Source organism: Kitasatospora aureofaciens (assembly GCF_001188955.3).
In the GTDB taxonomy this organism is placed as follows: domain Bacteria; phylum Actinomycetota; class Actinomycetes; order Streptomycetales; family Streptomycetaceae; genus Kitasatospora; species Kitasatospora aureofaciens.
Genome location: NZ_JPRF03000015.1, coordinates 110,819 through 127,238, shown reverse-complemented (window position 1 = coordinate 127,238; position 16,420 = coordinate 110,819). Strand labels below are relative to the sequence as shown.

General features: G+C 71.8%; 17 protein-coding genes and 1 pseudogene. 11 read left to right on the top strand and 7 right to left on the bottom strand.

Annotated features, from left to right (window positions below):
• Positions 1-5: 5 nt before the first annotated feature.
• A complete protein-coding gene (locus tag HS99_RS08605) occupies positions 6-599 on the bottom strand; it encodes an isochorismatase family protein (RefSeq protein WP_030553286.1) in 594 nt (197 codons plus the stop codon).
• A 286-nt stretch (positions 600-885) separates the two neighbouring features.
• Positions 886-2,202, bottom strand: a complete 1,317-nt coding sequence (locus HS99_RS08600; protein WP_030284069.1) for a nicotinate phosphoribosyltransferase — start codon at positions 2,200-2,202, stop codon at positions 886-888.
• Between the two features lie 140 nt (positions 2,203-2,342).
• On the opposite strand from HS99_RS08600, the gene clpS reads away from it, so the two are divergent.
• From clpS to HS99_RS08570, 7 genes are all read left to right on the top strand, one after another.
• The gene (clpS, locus tag HS99_RS08595; protein ID WP_030284071.1) at positions 2,343-2,636 is read left to right on the top strand and encodes an ATP-dependent Clp protease adapter ClpS; all 294 of its coding nucleotides are present in this window, start codon (positions 2,343-2,345) and stop codon (positions 2,634-2,636) included.
• A gap of 83 nt (positions 2,637-2,719) precedes the next feature.
• Entirely contained in the window at positions 2,720-3,295 is a 576-nt protein-coding gene (locus HS99_RS08590; RefSeq protein ID WP_030284073.1) for a DUF2017 domain-containing protein, read from the top strand.
• 220 nt (positions 3,296-3,515) lie between these two features.
• Entirely contained in the window at positions 3,516-4,985 is a 1,470-nt protein-coding gene (locus HS99_RS08585) for an amino acid permease (protein ID WP_078867314.1), read from the top strand.
• 54 nt (positions 4,986-5,039) lie between these two features.
• Positions 5,040-5,471, top strand: coding sequence for a M67 family metallopeptidase (locus HS99_RS08580; RefSeq protein WP_030284075.1), 432 nt, complete (start codon positions 5,040-5,042; stop codon positions 5,469-5,471).
• A 138-nt stretch (positions 5,472-5,609) separates the two neighbouring features.
• A complete protein-coding gene (locus HS99_RS48370; RefSeq protein WP_317621128.1) occupies positions 5,610-5,729 on the top strand; it encodes a putative leader peptide in 120 nt (39 codons plus the stop codon).
• 117 nt (positions 5,730-5,846) lie between these two features.
• Positions 5,847-6,125 carry a MoaD/ThiS family protein gene (locus tag HS99_RS08575; RefSeq protein ID WP_030284076.1) on the top strand — a complete coding sequence of 93 codons (279 nt, stop codon included), beginning with the start codon at positions 5,847-5,849 and terminating at the stop codon, positions 6,123-6,125.
• Between the two features lie 73 nt (positions 6,126-6,198).
• A complete protein-coding gene (locus HS99_RS08570) occupies positions 6,199-7,167 on the top strand; it encodes a PLP-dependent cysteine synthase family protein (RefSeq protein WP_030284077.1) in 969 nt (322 codons plus the stop codon).
• 64 nt (positions 7,168-7,231) lie between these two features.
• On the opposite strand, the gene HS99_RS08565 is transcribed toward HS99_RS08570, so the two are convergent.
• Positions 7,232-7,687: a type II toxin-antitoxin system PemK/MazF family toxin gene (locus HS99_RS08565; protein WP_030284078.1), complete on the bottom strand. Its 456-nt coding sequence runs from the start codon at positions 7,685-7,687 to the stop codon at positions 7,232-7,234.
• A gap of 189 nt (positions 7,688-7,876) precedes the next feature.
• Here HS99_RS08565 and HS99_RS08560 point away from each other — a divergent pair, with 189 nt between their 5' ends.
• Positions 7,877-8,065, top strand: coding sequence for a MerR family transcriptional regulator (locus HS99_RS08560; RefSeq protein WP_030284079.1), 189 nt, complete (start codon positions 7,877-7,879; stop codon positions 8,063-8,065).
• A 227-nt stretch (positions 8,066-8,292) separates the two neighbouring features.
• The gene (locus tag HS99_RS08555) at positions 8,293-9,039 is read left to right on the top strand and encodes an MBL fold metallo-hydrolase (protein WP_030553289.1); all 747 of its coding nucleotides are present in this window, start codon (positions 8,293-8,295) and stop codon (positions 9,037-9,039) included.
• 5 nt (positions 9,040-9,044) lie between these two features.
• Here HS99_RS08555 and HS99_RS08550 read toward each other — a convergent pair whose 3' ends face one another.
• The 4 genes from HS99_RS08550 to HS99_RS08535 all read right to left on the bottom strand — a co-directional run bounded on the left by HS99_RS08550 (position 9,045) and on the right by HS99_RS08535 (position 14,896).
• Positions 9,045-10,331 carry an LLM class flavin-dependent oxidoreductase gene (locus HS99_RS08550; RefSeq protein ID WP_030284085.1) on the bottom strand — a complete coding sequence of 429 codons (1,287 nt, stop codon included), beginning with the start codon at positions 10,329-10,331 and terminating at the stop codon, positions 9,045-9,047.
• Complete coding sequence (locus tag HS99_RS08545; RefSeq protein ID WP_063737812.1) at positions 10,328-11,440, bottom strand: LLM class flavin-dependent oxidoreductase; 1,113 nt, start codon at positions 11,438-11,440, stop codon at positions 10,328-10,330. Before HS99_RS08545 ends, HS99_RS08550 begins: the two co-directional genes overlap by 4 nt.
• A gap of 373 nt (positions 11,441-11,813) precedes the next feature.
• On the bottom strand, positions 11,814-13,073 hold the full coding sequence (locus HS99_RS08540) for a PTS transporter subunit EIIC (protein WP_030284090.1): 1,260 nt from the start codon (positions 13,071-13,073) through the stop codon (positions 11,814-11,816).
• A gap of 533 nt (positions 13,074-13,606) precedes the next feature.
• A complete protein-coding gene (locus tag HS99_RS08535; RefSeq protein WP_030553293.1) occupies positions 13,607-14,896 on the bottom strand; it encodes a PTS transporter subunit EIIC in 1,290 nt (429 codons plus the stop codon).
• A 370-nt stretch (positions 14,897-15,266) separates the two neighbouring features.
• Here HS99_RS08535 and HS99_RS08530 point away from each other — a divergent pair.
• Positions 15,267-15,530, top strand: a pseudogene (locus HS99_RS08530) (PTS sugar transporter subunit IIB); the annotation flags it as partial.
• Between the two features lie 100 nt (positions 15,531-15,630).
• Positions 15,631-16,356: a ribonuclease PH gene (gene rph / locus HS99_RS08525; RefSeq protein ID WP_030284098.1), complete on the top strand. Its 726-nt coding sequence runs from the start codon at positions 15,631-15,633 to the stop codon at positions 16,354-16,356.
• Positions 16,357-16,420 lie beyond the last annotated feature (64 nt).

Sequence of the window (16,420 nt, the reverse complement as noted above, 5' to 3'; positions counted from 1 at the left end):
ACGGTTCAGGACGGGCGGACCACCGGCTCGCCGACCAGCTCGACCCCGGCCGCCCGCAGCTCCTCCAGCGCGGCGGCGGTGGTCTCCGGCGACACCCCGGCGGTGAGGTCGAGCAGCACCCGGGTGGTGAAGCCGGCCCGTGCGGCGTCCAGGGCGGTGGCCCGTACGCAGTGGTCGGTGGCGATGCCGACCACGTCGACCTCGTCGACCTGCCGCTCGCGCAGCCACTCCACCGGGCCGCGGCGGTTCTCGTCCAGTCCCTCGAAGCCGCTGTAGGCCGCCGAGTAGGCGCCCTTGTCGAAGACCGCCTCGACCGCCCCGGAGATCACCGCGGGCGCGAAGTTGGGGTGGAAGCCCACGCCCTCGGTGCCGGCCACGCAGTGCACCGGCCAGCTGGAGACGTAGTCCGGCTCGGGGGAGAAGTGCTCGCCCGGGTCGATGTGGTGGTCGCGGGTGGCGAGGATGTGCTGGTAGCCGGGGGAGGACTCGGCGATCAGGTCGGTGATGGCGGCGGCCACCTCGGCGCCGCCGGCGACGGCCAGGCTGCCGCCCTCGCAGAAGTCGTTCTGCACGTCGACGACGATCAGTGCCCGGTGCATGGCTCGCATCCTCGGATGTGGGGGCGGTGCGCCCCGGTGGTGGGGGCCCTCGCGAACGCCGGAGGGCGCGGGAGGAACTCCAGGGAACTCTACGGCTGACTCTAGGGAGTGGCGCGCGGCGGCGGAAGGCTTGGGGCCCGTCTTCGGACCGCCGCCCGCGGGGCGGCGTCGACGGCCCCCGTGACCGGCCGCCGGGCCGCGCGGACGCCCTCGGTGCGGACCGGCGGACCCAGCGCATCGGCGGACCCAGCGCATCGGCGGCCCGGCGGACCGGCGGATCAGCCGATCAGCCGATCAGCTCGGTGGGGATGACCGGGTCGCCCTTGGAGAGCTGGGTGGCCGACAGCGGCAGCGCCGCGCGGGCCCGGATGTGCCGTTCGCGGGCGGCGGTCAGCGGTTCGCGGCCGACGGCCTCGCCGGCCAGCACCAGCGGCACCTGCGTCAGGTGCGGCCGCAGCTCGTCCGGGACCGGCCCGGTGCCGATCACCTCGGCCTCGGCCACGCCCTCGGCGTCCGGGCGGCGGGCGGCCCACTTGCGGCCGCCGATGCTGGTCTTGCCGCCGGCCGCGCGCTTGGCGACCGGCACCAGCGGGCCGTCCTGGGTCTCGGCGCGGGCGACCAGCTTGTAGACCATCGCGCAGGTCGGGTGGCCGCTGCCGGTGACCAGGCTGGTGCCGACGCCGTAGCCGTCCACCGGGGCGGCGGCCAGGGCGGCGATCGCGTACTCGTCGAGGTCCGAGGTGACGATGATCCGGGTCTTGCCGGCGCCGAGCTCGTCCAGCTGACGGCGGACCCGGTGGGCCGCCAGGATGAGGTCGCCGGAGTCGATCCGGACCGCACCCAGCTCGGGCCCGGCCACCTCGACGGCGGTGCGGACGGCCTCGCGCAGGTCGAAGGTGTCGATCAGCAGGGTGGTGCCCCGGCCCATCGACTCGATCTGCGCCCGGAAGGCGTCCCGCTCGCTGTCGTGCACGAGGGTGAAGGCGTGCGCGGAGGTGCCGGTGGTCGGGATGCCGTGCAGGTAGCCGGCCTCCAGGTCGGAGGTGGCGGCGAAACCGGCCACGTAGGAGGCCCGGGCGGCGGCGACGGCGGCCTGCTCGTGGGCCCGGCGGGCGCCCAGTTCGATCACCGGACGGCCGCCGGCGGCGGCCGTCATCCGGGAGGCCGCGGCCGCGACCGCCGAGTCGAAGTTGAGGATGGAGAGGATCACCGTTTCCAGGATCACCGTCTCGGCGAAGCTCCCCTCGACGGTGAGCACCGGCGAGCCGGGGAAGTAGACCTCGCCCTCGGGGTAGCCGTGGATGTCGCCGCGGAAGCGGTAGTCGGCGAGGAAGCGCAGGGTGTCGTCGTCGACGACGCCCTGGTCGGACAGCCAGTCCAGCTGGGGGGTCTCGAAGCGGAAGTTCTCGACGGCGTCCAGCACCCGGCCGGTGCCGGCCATGACGCCGTACCGGCGGCCGCTGGGCAGGCGTCGGGTGAACACCTCGAAGACGGAGCGGCGGTGCGCGGCCCCGCTGCGCAGGGCGGCCTGCAGCATGGTGAGCTCGTAGCGGTCGGTGAGGAGCGCGGTCGACCCGGCCGCGCGCACTGAAGTGGCGTCCATGGAGATGATGCTACTACCACTTAGCGTCAGAGTGACGATTTCTCGTCCCGGGGGCCGGGCCGGAATCGCCCGGGTGTCCCCCGGATGGCAGCATGGGCCATGAGGAGTTACGGACGAGTGTGCAACGAGGAGGCCCGGCGGTGAGTGTCGCGCCCGTGGAGATCGAGCGCCCGGAGGTCGAAGGACAACCGGTGACCGAGCCGGACACGCCCTGGGTGACCATCGTGCACAACGACCCGGTCAACCTCATGAGCTACGTCCAGTACGTGTTCCAGGCCTACTTCGGGTACCCGAAGGACAAGGCCCGGAAGCTGATGATGGACGTGCACACCAAGGGCCGGGCGGTGGTCTCCAGTGGCTCCCGCGAGGAGATGGAACGGGACGTCCAGGCGATGCACGGCTACGGCCTGTGGGCGACGCTGCAGCACGACTGACCGCCCATCCGGCGCACAGTGACTGACCGCCCGCCGGTCCGGCGGCGCGGCCGAAGACGACGAAGACGGGCTGACCGATACAGATGGCTGGGTTGTTCGAGAGCGCCGGCGGTGGTGGCGCGGCGATCGCGCTGGACGAGGTGGAGGCCTCCATCCTGCGGTCGCTGGAAGTGCAGATGCTGGAGCTGATCGGTCCGGGCCCGGGCGGGGACGACGGCGACGACCCGCTGGCGGCGCTGTTCGCCGAGGGGCCGTCCGAGGCGCCCGCCGACCCGGCGCTGGCCCGGCTCTTCCCGGACGCCTACGGTGGTCCCGCCGCGCCGCAGGACGAGGAGACCCGTGCCGCCGCCGCCGAGTTCCGCCGCTACACCGAGCTCGACCTGAGGGCCCGCAAGCGGGACGACGCGCTGCAGGTGGTCCGGGCGCTGGACGGCCTCGGCGGCGCCGGGGTGCTGAAGCTGGCCGCCGCCGACTGCCTGCACTGGCTGGGTGCGCTGAACGACCTGCGGCTGACCCTCGGGGTGCGGCTGGAGGTCTCCGAGGAGGACGAGCAGGGCCTCTACGAGCTGCCGGACGGCGACGAGCGCAAGCCGCTGGTGATGGCCTACCTGTGGCTGGGTGCGCTCCAGGAGTCGCTGCTGGAGGCGATCACCGACTGAGTCCGGGCGGTTTCCGCCCCACTCTCCCGGGTGATCCTGCCCGCTTCCGGGCACGCCCCGGCCGTTCCGTCCAGCATGTGGACGATTGGCCGGGGCATTCTTGCATAAAACGGGCAAAATATAATAGGACATGCTCAAATATCGCTCAGATGACACCGCTATTCGGATCGTGCGTGGTACGACTTTCCCCCACAAACGAGACCCACCCAGGACGGTGACCATGGCCGAGCAGACGTACGACCAGGTGGTCGATGCGAAACCGGACGAGGAGGGCTACGAGCGGGGGCTGGGCAGCCGCCAGATCCAGATGATCGCCATCGGCGGCGCGATCGGCACCGGCCTCTTCCTCGGTGCCGGCACCGCCATCTCCAAGTCCGGACCGAGCCTGATCCTCTCCTACGCGGTGGCCGGCCTGGTGATCTTCGCGATCATGCGGGCCCTCGGCGAGCTGCTCACCTACCGCGCGGTGTCCGGGAGCTTCGCCGAGTACGCCCGCGAGTTCCTCGGGCCCTTCGCCGGCTACGTCACCGGCTGGACGTACTGGTTGTTCTGGGTCGTCACCGGCATGGCCGAGACCACCGCCGCCGCCGTCTACGTCAAGTTCTGGGCACCGGGCATACCCCAGTGGGCCAGCGCGCTGACCTTCCTGGTGGTCCTCTACGCGGCCAACCTGATCTCGGTGAAGCTGTTCGGCGAGATCGAGTTCTGGTTCTCCATGGTCAAGGTCACCGCCATCATCGGCATGATCCTGATCGGCATCGGCGTGCTGACGCTCGGCTTCAGCAAGGCCGGTGACACGGCGTCGATCTCCCACCTGTGGCAGGACGGCGGCTTCTTTCCCAAGGGCATCGGGGCCACCGTGATGACCCTGCAGATCGTCATGTTCGCCTACCTGGGCGTCGAACTCGTCGGCGTCACCGCGGGCGAGAGCGAGAACCCCGAGAAGACCCTGCCGCGCGCCATCAACACCCTGCCCTGGCGCATCGCGCTGTTCTACATCGGCGCCCTGGTGGTCATCCTCTCGCTGGTGCCGTGGACCGAGTTCCAGCCCGGCGTCAGCCCGTTCGTCGCCGCCTTCGGCAAGATCGGCATACCGGCCGCCGCCGGCATCATCAACTTCGTGGTGCTCACCGCCGCGCTCTCCTCCTGCAACTCCGGGATGTACTCCACCGGTCGTATGCTGCGCGACCTCGCCCTGCGCGGCCAGGCCCCCGGGCAGCTCACCAAGCTCAACAGCCGGCGCACTCCGGCCGTCGCGATCACCCTGTCCTGCCTGCTGATGGGCGCCGGCGTGGTGCTCAACTACCTCGTCCCGGCGCGGGCGTTCGAGTACATCACCTCGGTCGCCACGGTCTGCGGGCTGTGGACCTGGGCGATGATCCTGATCTCCCAGATCCGCTACCGCAAGGCCTGGCGGGCCGGCCACCTGCCGCCGCCCACCTTCAAGGCCCCCGGCGGCGCCTGGGTCAGCTGGGCCGCCCTCGCCTTCCTGGCGCTGGTCGTGGTGCTGATCGGGCTGGACAAGGACAACCGGATCTCGCTGTACGTCTTCCCGGGCTGGGCCCTGCTGCTGGTGATCGGCTACCAGGTGATCAAGCGCCGCAACCCCCAGGCCGTCCACGGCCTCGCCCACGACCACCTGCACGCCGGGGGCGAGGACGCCCGCAGCGGAAACGTGGACGCCCGCTGACCGCGCTTCGGACGCCCCGGCGGACAGCCGCCGGGGCGTGTCTATCCTGACCCCATGCTGACCATCACCCGAGAGATCCGCGACCGGATCGTGGCCCACGCCCGCGCCGACCACCCGGACGAGGCCTGCGGCGTGGTCGCCGGACCGGCCGGCACCGGCCGGCCCGAGCGGTTCATCCCGATGCTCAACGCGGCCCGCTCGCCCACCTTCTACGAGTTCGACTCGGGCGACCTGTTCAAGCTCTACCGCGAGATGGACGACCTGGACGAGGAGCCGGTGATCGTCTACCACTCGCACACCGCCACCGAGGCCTACCCCTCCCGCACCGACGTGAGCTACGCCTCCGAGCCGTTCGCCCACTACGTCCTGGTCTCCACCGCCGACGGCAACGGTGAGGACGACCCCTACCAGTTCCGTTCGTTCCGCATCGTGGACGGCGAGATCACAGAGGAAGACGTCCAGGTCGTCGAGGCCTACCCGGCCTGACCGGCACCCCCCTGGACCCGGCCCGCCGACCCGCAGCGAGCGGTCGGCGGGCCCCGTCGTCTCAGCATCGGAAACGACAACATCCGGATCACGAGACGGGCATGTCGGAGCGGGCCCGGGAATCTATACGATGAGCCCATGCGTTCCGTCGATGTGAGCAACCAGGCCCCGGGCACCCGGCTCGTGGCGCGCCTGCACATCGACCTGTGCCGGCACGCCGGCGCGATCTGTCCCGGCACGCCCGCGCGCTCGCGCTGAGAGCCGCCCCGCCCGGGCCCCGCCGCCTCCCCGGCGGCGTCGAGCCCCGCGCACCCTCCGCCCCGCCGCGCCCGCTGCGGCCCACCCACCTCCACGACTCGCACAGGAGCGCACCCCATGGCCATCGAGGTCCGCATCCCGACCATCCTCCGCACCTACACCGACGGCGCCAAGGCCGTCGAGGGCAACGGCAGCAACCTCGGGGAACTCTTCACCGACCTCGACGCCCGCCACCCGGGCATCGCCGCCCGCCTGGTCGAGGGCGGCGAGCTGCGCCGCTTCGTCAACGTCTACCTGAACGACGAGGACGTCCGGTTCCTGGAGGGCATCTCCACCGCCCTCTCCGACGGCGACAGCGTCACCATCCTGCCCGCCGTGGCCGGCGGCGCCCGCTAGGACTCCCGGCTCCCCCTCCCGGTGGCGGGGGAGCCGCCCCTCTTCACCCTCACCGCCGTGGCCGGAGGCCCCCTTGCGATACGACAGTCCGCTCGAAGCCGTCGGCAACACCCCGCTGGTCCGCCTGCCGCGGCTGTCCGCCGCCGTCCCCGGCAACGACGGGGGCCTGGTGAACCTCTGGGCCAAGCTGGAGGACCGCAACCCCACCGGCTCGATCAAGGACCGCCCCGCGCTGCACATGATCGAGCGCGCCGAGGCCGACGGCCGGCTCACCCCCGGCTGCACCATCCTGGAGCCCACCAGCGGCAACACCGGAATCTCGCTCGCCATGGCCGCCAAGCTCAAGGGCTACCGGATGGTCTGCGTGATGCCCGAGAACACCAGCGAGGAACGGCGCGAACTGCTCCGGATGTGGGGCGCCGAGATCATCTCCTCCCCGGCCGCCGGCGGCTCCAACACCGCCGTCCGGATCGCCAAGGAGATCTCCGCCGAGCACCCAGACTGGGTGATGCTCTACCAGTACGGCAACCCCGACAACGCGGGCGCCCACTACACCACCACCGGCCCCGAGATCCTCGCCGACCTGCCGACCGTCACCCACTTCGTGGCCGGCCTCGGCACCACCGGCACCCTGATGGGCGTCGGCCGCTACCTGCGCGAGAAGGTCCCCGGCGTGAAGATCGTCGCCGCCGAACCGCGCTACGACGACCTGGTGTACGGGCTGCGCAACCTCGACGAGGGCTTCGTGCCCGAGCTGTACGACGCCGAGGTGCTCACCACCCGCTTCTCGGTCGGCTCCGCCGACGCCGTCCGCCGCACCCGCGAACTCCTCCAGCAGGAAGGCATCTTCGCGGGCATCTCGACCGGCGCCATCCTGCACGCCGCGCTCGGCGTCGGCCGCAGGGCGGCGGTCGCCGGGGAGCGCGCGGACGTGGTCTTCGTGGTCGCCGACGGCGGCTGGAAGTACCTGTCCACCGGCATCTACACCGCCGAGTCCACCGAGGCGGCGGTCGAGGCGCTGCAGGGCCAGCTCTGGGCCTGACGATTCCGCTTGCAGGGCCGGCTCCGGGCGTGACGATCCCGCTGCAGGGCCGAGAGCTCCTGCCCTAACTCCGCTGGAGGGCCCGCTGGGCCCGGGCCCAGACCTGCCGGTCCACCGTGCCGGCCCGGCGGCGGAAGGCCGACAGCGGCACCTCGCGCAGCTCGTCGGTCTCCAGCCAGCTGGTCCGGCCCTGCCGGTCGCCCACCGAACCGGGCGGCAGCGGCAGTACGCCAGGTCGCTCGGCGTGGTGCTTGCTGGTGATCTTCGCGACGGTGGCGGCCCGGCCGTGCACCCGCAGCACCAGGCAGGGGCGGTCCTTGGAGCCCGGGCCGTCCTCGAACGGCACCTCCGCCCACCAGATCTCCTGCGGCTCCGGGCCGGCCTTGGTGCCCGGGCGCGGCCGCGGGCCGGTCGGGCCGGTCGGGCGCGCGGCCGGCCGGGTGCGCCTCGCCAGAGCCGCCGCGACGGCCGCCAGGACGGCGACGCCCGCCACGGCCAGGACCACCCAGATACCAGTCATGCGGCGAACCGTACCGGGCCGGGGGTGAACGCCACCACCGTGGCGGCCGTGACGGCCGGGCAATTGTCCGCGTATTGCTCCCGGTTCGTCACGGAACCGCCACGACGGCCGTTCGGTCGGCTACGCCCCGGTGCGGTCCGGCAAGGCTGCCTCACGAACGTCCGCCCCCGTCCCCCCGGAGGTGCCTTCGTGGAAGATCCCGAACTCTGGTCGTACGCCGAGATCGCCCGGCACATCAACGTCCGGCCCGAGACCGTGCGCAACTACCGTCGGCACGGACTGCTGCCCGACCCGGACGTGACCGACGGCAGCGGCCACCCCCGCTGGTACCCCGGGACCATCCGCTCCTGGGCCCGCAACCGCCCCCGGCACCGCTGAACCCACCGCGCCGCCCCCGCCCCGGCGGTCTGGGTGATTCCAGCCACAGCCCGGCACGGGGACGGGGGCAAAGTGCCGCTCCGCCCTTACCCTCGACACACCAACGCAGTGCTCCCGGCCGGTACACCGGCCCGGCCTGCCGTTTTCCATGCTGTTCTCCATGCCGTTCCAACAGCATGGAGAGCAGCCCAGCAGCAGCCAGGACGTGTCGGGGCGGAGGGGCTCGAATGAAACTGACCGTGGTGGGGTGCTCGGGGAGCTTCCCGTCCGCCGACTCGCCGTGCTCCAGCTACCTGGTCGAGGCCGACGGTTACCGGGTGGTGCTGGACCTCGGCAACGGCGCCCTCGGCGCACTGCAGAAGTACACCAGCCTCTACGAGGTCGACGCCGTCCTGCTCAGCCACCTGCACGCGGACCACTGCGTCGACCTGTGCGCCTACTGGGTCGCCCGCAACTACCGTGCCGAGGGCTGCCCCGACCTGCTGCCGGTGTACGGCCCGGCGGGCACCGCCGAGCGCCTCGCCCGCGCCTACGACATGCCCGAAAACCCCGGAATGAAGGAGGTGTTCGAGTTTCGCACGCTCACCCCGGGCAGCTTCGAACTCGGCCCGTTCCGGGTCTCCGTCACCCAGGTCAACCACCCCGTCGACGCCTTCGCCTTCCGGCTGGAGCACGGCGGCCGCTCGCTGGTCTACTCCGGCGACACCGGTGAGAGCCCCGCACTGGTGGAACTCGCCCGCGACACCGACCTGTTCCTCTGCGAGGCCGCGTACCTCGACGGCCGGGACACCTACCAGGCCGTCCACCTCAACGGCCGGGAGGCCGGCGAGCACGCCACCGCCGCCGGGGCCCGTCGGCTCGTGCTCACCCACATCCCGCCGTGGACCGACGCCGAGCGCAACCGCCGGGACGCGGCCGCCACCTACGCCGGCCCGGTCGAGCTGGCCCGGGCCGGTGCGGTGTACGAGGTCTGACCGTCTCAGCGCCGCTCGGGGAGCGGCAGGCCGAGGTGGTCGCGCAGGGTCGGGCCGGTGTAGTCGGCGCGGAACACCCCGCGCTCCTGGAGCAGCGGTACGACCCGGTCGACGAACTCGTCCAAACCGCCCGGGGTGAGGTGCGGGACCAGGATGAAGCCGTCGGCCGCGTCCTGCTGCACGAAGTGGTCGATCCGCTCGGCGACGGTGGCGGGCGAGCCGATGAAGGACTGCCGGCCGGTCACCTCGATGACCAGCTCACGGCTGCTCAGCCCCTTCTCGGCGGCCAGGGCGCGCCAGCGTTCGGCGGTGCCCACCGGGTCGGGGATGCGGACCCGGCCCTGGACCAGCGCGCTGTCCGGATCCGGGTCGACGACCGGCAGCGGCCCGTCCGGGTCGTGGTCGGCGAGGTCGACGCCCCAGACCTGTTCCAGGAAGGCGATCGCGGTCTGCGGGCTGACCTGGGCCCGGCGGACCTCGGCGGCGCGCTCGGCCGCGTCGGCGTCGGTGTCGCCGAGGACGAAGGTGGCGGCCGGCATGATCTTCAGCTCGTCCGGCTTCCGCCCGTAGCCGGCCAACCGGCCCTTGACGTCGGCGTGGAAGGCCCGGCCGGCGGCGAAGTCGGAGTGCCGGCTGAAGACGACGTCGGCGGTGGCGGCGGCGAACTCCCGGCCCTCGGCGGAGTCGCCGGCCTGGATGACCACCGGGTGTCCCTGCGGCGGGCGGGGCAGCGAGAGCCGGCCCTCGACCTCGAACTGGGGGCCGCGGTGCCGTACCGGTTCCTCCCCGGCATCCCAGAACTCCCTTGCCAGCTGCACGGATTCGGCGGCCCGGGTGTAGCGGTCGGCGCGGTCCAGGTAGCCGCCGCGGCGGAAGTTCTCCCCGGTGAAGGCGTCCGAGGAGGTGACCACGTTCCAGGCCGCGCGGCCGCCGGAGAGGTGGTCCAGGGAGGCGAAGCGGCGGGCGAGTTCGTACGGCTCGTTGAAGGTGGCGTTCACCGTGGCGGCCAGGCCGATCCGTTCGGTGACGGCGGCGAGGGCGTTCAGCACGGTGATCGACTCGGGGCGGCCGACCACGTCCAGGTCGTGGATGCGGCCCTTGGTCTCGCGCAGCCGCAGGCCCTCGGCGAGGAAGAAGAAGTCGAACTTCCCGCGCTCGGCGGTCTGTGCGAGGTGGCGGAAGGAGTCGAACTCGATGTGGCTGCCGGAGGCCGGGTCGCTCCACACCGTGGTGTTGTTGACGCCGGGGAAGTGCGCGGCGAGGTGGACCTGCTTGAGCGGACGGTCCGTCATCGGGTCACCTCGGCAAGCGCGGTGGCGGTGGTCGGTCGGGCGGTGGCGGTGGCGGTGGCGGTGGCGGTGGCGGTGGCCGTGGCGTTGCCGGCGCCGGCGTAGCGGCTGGCCGGGCGGGGCAGGCCGAGGTGGTCGCGCAGGGTGCGGCCGGGGTACCCGGTGCGAAGCAGTCCGGCGTCGCGCAGGGCGGGGGCGATCCGCTCGGCGAGTGCGGCCAGGTCGCGTTCGGGTTCGGCGGGGACGAGGTGGAAGCCGTCCACGCCGGTGCCGGTGGCGGTGAGTTCGGCGAGCAGCCGCTGTTCGGCGGCCCGGTCCGGCAGGGCGGAGTCCAGCCGGGCGAGGATGCGCAGGTGTTCGCCGGAGCGCAGCCGAAGCTCGGTGGCGGCGGTCAGCCGAGCGGCCCGGTCAGGGGCGTCGAGCAGCACGACGTCGGCGTACCGGATGGCGGTGGCGACCCGGGCCCGGCCGCCGGGGGAGGCGTCCCGGGCGAGGTCGCCGGCGGCCACCGGCACCGCGACCACCGGGCGGCCCTGGGGCGGCCGCGGGGTGATGGAGGGCCCGCGGACCGAGAAGTGCCGGCCCTCGAAGTCGATGTAGTGCAGCTTGTCGCGGTCGATGAACCGGCCGGTGGCGGTGTCGCGGATCTCCGCGTCGTCCTCCCAGCTGTCCCAGAGCCGGGCGGCGACCTCGGCGGCGTCGGCCGCCTCGGCCCACAGCTCGTCCTCGGGGGCGACCGGGCGGCGGCCGAAGGCCTTCGCCTCGGCCTCGGTGGTGGAGACGCCGACCAGCCAGCCGGCCCGGCCGCCGCTGACCCAGTCCAGGGTGTTGAGCGAGATCGAGGTGTGGAAGGGCTCGGTGTGGGTGGTGGTGACAGTGGGCACCAGGCCGATCCGCGAGGTCAGCGGGGCGATCCGGGCGAGGGTGGCGAGCGCGTCGGGGCGGCTGGGTTCGGCGGTGAAGGAGTCGTCCAGGGTGACGAAGTCCAGGCCAGCCCGCTCGGCGAGGCGGGCGAGCGCGGCGTAGTGGCCGGGGTCGAGGTGGCGGGGGCTGTCGGTGGCAGCGTCCGCGGCGGCGTCGATGGCGGCGGAGAGGTGCAACTGGCGGGGCATGACGGGCCTGGCTTTCCTCGTGCGGATGCGCGCGGACAGCGGCAGGAGCCGTACCGGCACCCGCGTTCGGGTGCGGGTACGGACGAGCGCGGCCGCGCGGAGAGGGGAGGAGGACGGCCGGCGCCGGGCGGGGACTCAGCCGGGCGGCGGCGTGGCAGGGGTCGGCTCAGCCGCGACACGCCGCGGACCACACACGACCGAAGTCGATGTGGCTGCGGGTCACCAGCGGGCACGAGGGGTACACCGCTTCAGTTGACCAGGGCGTCCGTCGGTTCGTCAACCGCCGTTTCCGCCCGCCGGACATGCCGAAGGCCCCGCCAGGCCGCCGGGGGAGCGGCGGTGGGCGGGGCCTTCGGAGCGGCCGGGACGGGCGTCAGGCCTTGGTGATGTCCTCGATCTCGGCGTCGTCCTCGCGACCGGGGGTCTTGAGGTTGAACTTGGTGATCGCGAAGCGGAACACGAAGTAGTAGATCGCCGCGAAGGCCAGGCCGATCGGGATGATCAGCAGTGGGTTCTTGGCCAGGCTGAAGTTGATCGTGTAGTCGATCAGGCCGGCCGAGAAGCTGAAGCCGTGGTGGATGCCGAGCGCCCAGGTGAGGGCCATCGAGACGGCGGTCAGTACGGCGTGGATGGCGTACAGGGCCGGGGCGATGAACAGGAAGGTGAACTCGATCGGCTCGGTGACGCCGGTGACGAAGCTGGTCAGCGCGATGGAGATCATCATGCCCGTGACGGCCTTGCGGCGCTCGGGGCGGGCGCAGTGGGCGATCGCGAGGGCGGCGGCCGGCAGTGCGAACATCATGATCGGGTAGAAGCCGGCCTGGAACTGGCCGGCGGTCGGGTCGCCCGCCAGGAAGCGGTTGATGTCGCCGTGGACGACGGTGCCGTGGGCGTCGGTGTAGTCACCGGTCTGGAACCAGGCGTACGTGTTGACGAACTGGTGCATGCCGATCGGGATCAGCGCGCGGTTGATCAGGCCGAACAGACCGGCGCCGACCGCGCCCGCGCCCACCAGGCCGTTGTTGACGTGCGAGATCGCGTCGCCGATGGGCTGCCAGCCGAGGCCGAAGATGACGCCCAGGCCGGTGCCGACGAAGGCCATGATGATCGGCACCAGGCGTCGGCCGTTGAAGAAGCCGAGCCAGTCGACCAGCTTGGTGCGGTGGAACCGCTGCCACAGGATGGCCGCGAGCAGACCGACCACGATGCCGCCGAGCACGCCCGGGTCCTGTGGCTTGCCCGCCGGGAGGGCCTCGGTGACGGTGCCGTGCGCCGGGAACGCGGTCAGGACGTTCTTGAACACCAGGTAACCGACCAGCGCGGCCAGCGCCGTGGAACCGTCGGCCTTCTTGGCGTAGCCGATCGCGATGCCGACGCAGAACAGCAGCGGCAGCGCGCCGGTGACGGCGGTGCCCGCGGCGCCGAAGACCTCGACGAGCTTCGCGGGGAAGTGCCACTTCTCATGGACGTCGGGCTGGCCCAGGCGCGCCAGCAGACCGGCGGCCGGGAGGACGGCGATCGGCAGCTGGAGGCTGCGGCCGACCTTCTGGAGGCCGGGAAGGACGCTGTTGCCGAACTTCTGGATCGGCGTCGGAGCCTTGGCGGGCGCCGGTGCCTGCGCAGACTGACTCATGGGGGTGGGTTCCTAACGGCATGGCGGTCGGTCGGGGGAAGGCACACGGGGCCGGACCGCGAACTGGTCTACACCACACGTGGTGTAGACCAGTTTTGTAGCACGGGTGGAGAAGTCGGGGAACCCCGGATAGCGCCGCCACCGGGAAGCGCTATGAAATCGAAACCTAGTCGCGGAGCGACGATCATGATTTCAGTCGCGATTGTGATTTTGGCTATTTGCGCAACAAAAAGCGCGGAGCCCGTGCGCCGCCCGGGGCGCGGCGGGGTGCGCGGGGTCGGGGTCGGACGGTCCGGCCCTTGCCGGTGCGTGCGGCGGCTGCTGAGAGTGACCGGAGGGTCGCGGACGTGCCGATGGGACGTCCCACCACCCGTGGTCGGCACCCGTCCGGACCGCCTCCAGCCGGGTGGATCGCGACCGAATTAACTTTTCCACGGGCCGCGGACAGGGAATTCGGTCCTTTCCGGAAATGCCGATGGCTCCCGGACCGGCGGGTCCTGGGGCCATTGCGGATTGGTGCCTGCGGCCGGAATTCAGGCCTTGGTGACGTCCTCCACCTCCGTCTCGTCCTCGCGCCCCGGGGTTTTCAGGTCGAATTTGACGATGATGAAGCGGAAGAGCCCGTAGTACACCGCGGCGAAGCCCAGCCCGATGACGATGATCAGCCACGGTTTGGTGGCCAGCCCCCAGTTGATGACGTAGTCGATCAGGCCGGCCGAGAAGCTGAAGCCGTCGTGCACCCCGAGCCCCCAGGTGACCGCCATCGAGGCGCCGGTCAGCAGCGCGTGCACGCCGTACAGGGCCGGGGCGACGTAGGCGAAGGAGTACTCGATCGGCTCGGTGACGCCGGTGACGAAAGAGGTCAGGCCGACCGAGAGCATCAGGCCGTAGATCTCCTTGCGGCGGTGCGGCTTGGCCGAGTGGGCGATCGCGAGTGCCGCGGCGGGCAGCGCGAACATCATGATCGGGAAGAATCCGGACTGGAACTGGCCGGCCGTCGGGTCCCCCGCCAGGAAACGCGGGATGTCGCCGTGCACGATGGTGCCGTCGGCCTTCGTGAACTCGCCGAACTGGAACCAGACGAAGGTGTTCAGCAGTTGGTGCATACCGATCAGCAGCAACGCGCGGTTGAAGACGCCGAAGATGCCCGCGCCGCCCGCGCCGAGATCGGCGAGGTCCTGCGAGAAGTCGTTCAGGCCGCGGCCGATCGGCGGCCACACCCACAGCGCGACGACCGCGGTCAGCATGCCGACCAGGGCGGTGATCATCGGCACGAGACGGCGGCCGTTGAAGAAGCCGAGCCAGTCGACGAGTTTGGTGCGGTGGAAGCGCACCCACAGCCAGGCCGACATCAGGCCGATCAGGATGCCGCCCAGCACCCCCGGGTTCTGGTACGTCGCGCCGGCCGCCTTCGCCGAGCTGTAGTCCACGCACTGGTCGCTGACCAGAACGGTCGGTGGCTTGCAGTTCTCCGGGAAGGCGTGCAGGACCTTGTAGTAGACGAGGAAGCCGACCACGGCCGCCAGCGCGGTCGAGCCGTCCGCCTTCCTGGCCATGCCGATCGCCACCCCGATGCAGAACAGCATCGGCAGGCCGAGCGCGGAGTCGAGCAGGGCGCCGCCGGCCGCCGCGAACACCTTGGCGACGTCCGTCCAGCCCAGACCGTCCTTGCCGAAGACGTCCGGCTGGCCGAGCCGGTTGAGGATGCCCGCCGCGGGCAGCACCGCGACCGGCAGCTGCAGCGAGCGGCCCATCTTCTGGAGCCCGCCGTAGAAGGTGTGCCACCACGTGGTCTGCGGAGCCGTGGCGCCTGCCGAGCTCATCATCCGCCCTCCGAGCGAGGTTGCCGTCGGGAGACCCGGTGCGGGACCCTCGGGCGGGGCTCGGGAACACCCGGGGTCGTTCCTGCGTTCGTCGGAGTACACATATATTGGTGTAGACCACTTTGGGACGCAGGCCGGACACCGGAACGCGAGCCCCGCTGATCGTCATCCTCGGGCGGCGGTCCGGAGCCTGCGCGGCGGAATGGGCCAAAAGTGGACTAACGTGGCAGACCGGACCGGCTCGGGTCATGCTGGTCGCGCTGCCCGGCAGCGCGACCGCAGCTGAACCCGCGTCAGCCACCGGCACGGACCTCACCACCCGACGGTCGAGGACCCCAGCACAGCGCAGGACGGCACCCGGCAGAGCCGCCGACGGGCCGAGACAGAGGGAGAGAATCAGATGGCCAGCAAGGCTGAGAAGATCGTCGCCGGTCTGGGCGGCATCGACAACATCGAAGAGGTCGAGGGCTGCATCACCCGCCTGCGCACCGAGGTCAAGGACGCCGCCCTGGTCGACGAGGCCGCCCTCAAGGCCGCCGGCGCCCACGGCGTCGTCAAGATGGGCACCGCGATCCAGGTCGTCATCGGCACCGACGCCGACCCGATCGCCGCCGACATCGAGGACATGATGTGAGCTGAGCCACCCGGGCTCCACGGCCCGCCGACCCGCTCAGGGGGACGGCGGGCCGAGGCGTGTCCGGGCACCCGGATCCGAGCGGCTACGCTCAGTGGCTATGTCACGCATCGACGGCCGCACCCCCGACCAGCTCCGCCCCATCACCATCGAGCGGGGCTGGAGCAAGCACGCCGAAGGCTCCGTCCTCATCTCCTACGGCGACACCAAGGTGCTGTGCACCGCCAGCGTCACCGAAGGCGTCCCGCGCTGGCGCAAGGGCAGCGGCGAAGGCTGGGTCACCGCCGAGTACTCCATGCTCCCGCGCGCCACCAACACCCGCGGCGACCGCGAAGCCGTCAAGGGCCGCATCGGCGGCCGCACCCACGAGATCAGCCGGCTCATCGGCCGCTCCCTGCGCGCCGTCGTCGACCACCGCGCCCTCGCCGAGAACACCATCGTGCTCGACTGCGACGTCCTCCAGGCCGACGGCGGCACCCGCACCGCCGCCATCACCGGCGCCTACGTCGCCCTCGTCGACGCCGTCTCCTGGGCCCGCGAACGCAAGCTGCTGCGCGCCAAGGGCCAGCCCATCACCGGCGGCGTCAGCGCCGTCAGCGTCGGCATCATCGACGGCGTCCCCATGCTCGACCTCCAGTACGAGGAGGACGTGCGCGCCGAGACCGACATGAACATCGTCTGCACCGCCGACGGCCGCTTCGTCGAGGTCCAGGGCACCGCCGAAGGCGCCCCCTTCGACCGCGACCTGCTCAACCAGCTCCTCGACCTCGGCACCCTCGGCTGCGCCGAGCTCGACGAGATCCAGCGCAAGGCCCTGGAGGGCTGAACCCCCTCCCCGGACACGTGTGCGGCCCGCTGTACACGCCCGGCCCGTAGCCCGTACGGTTCCC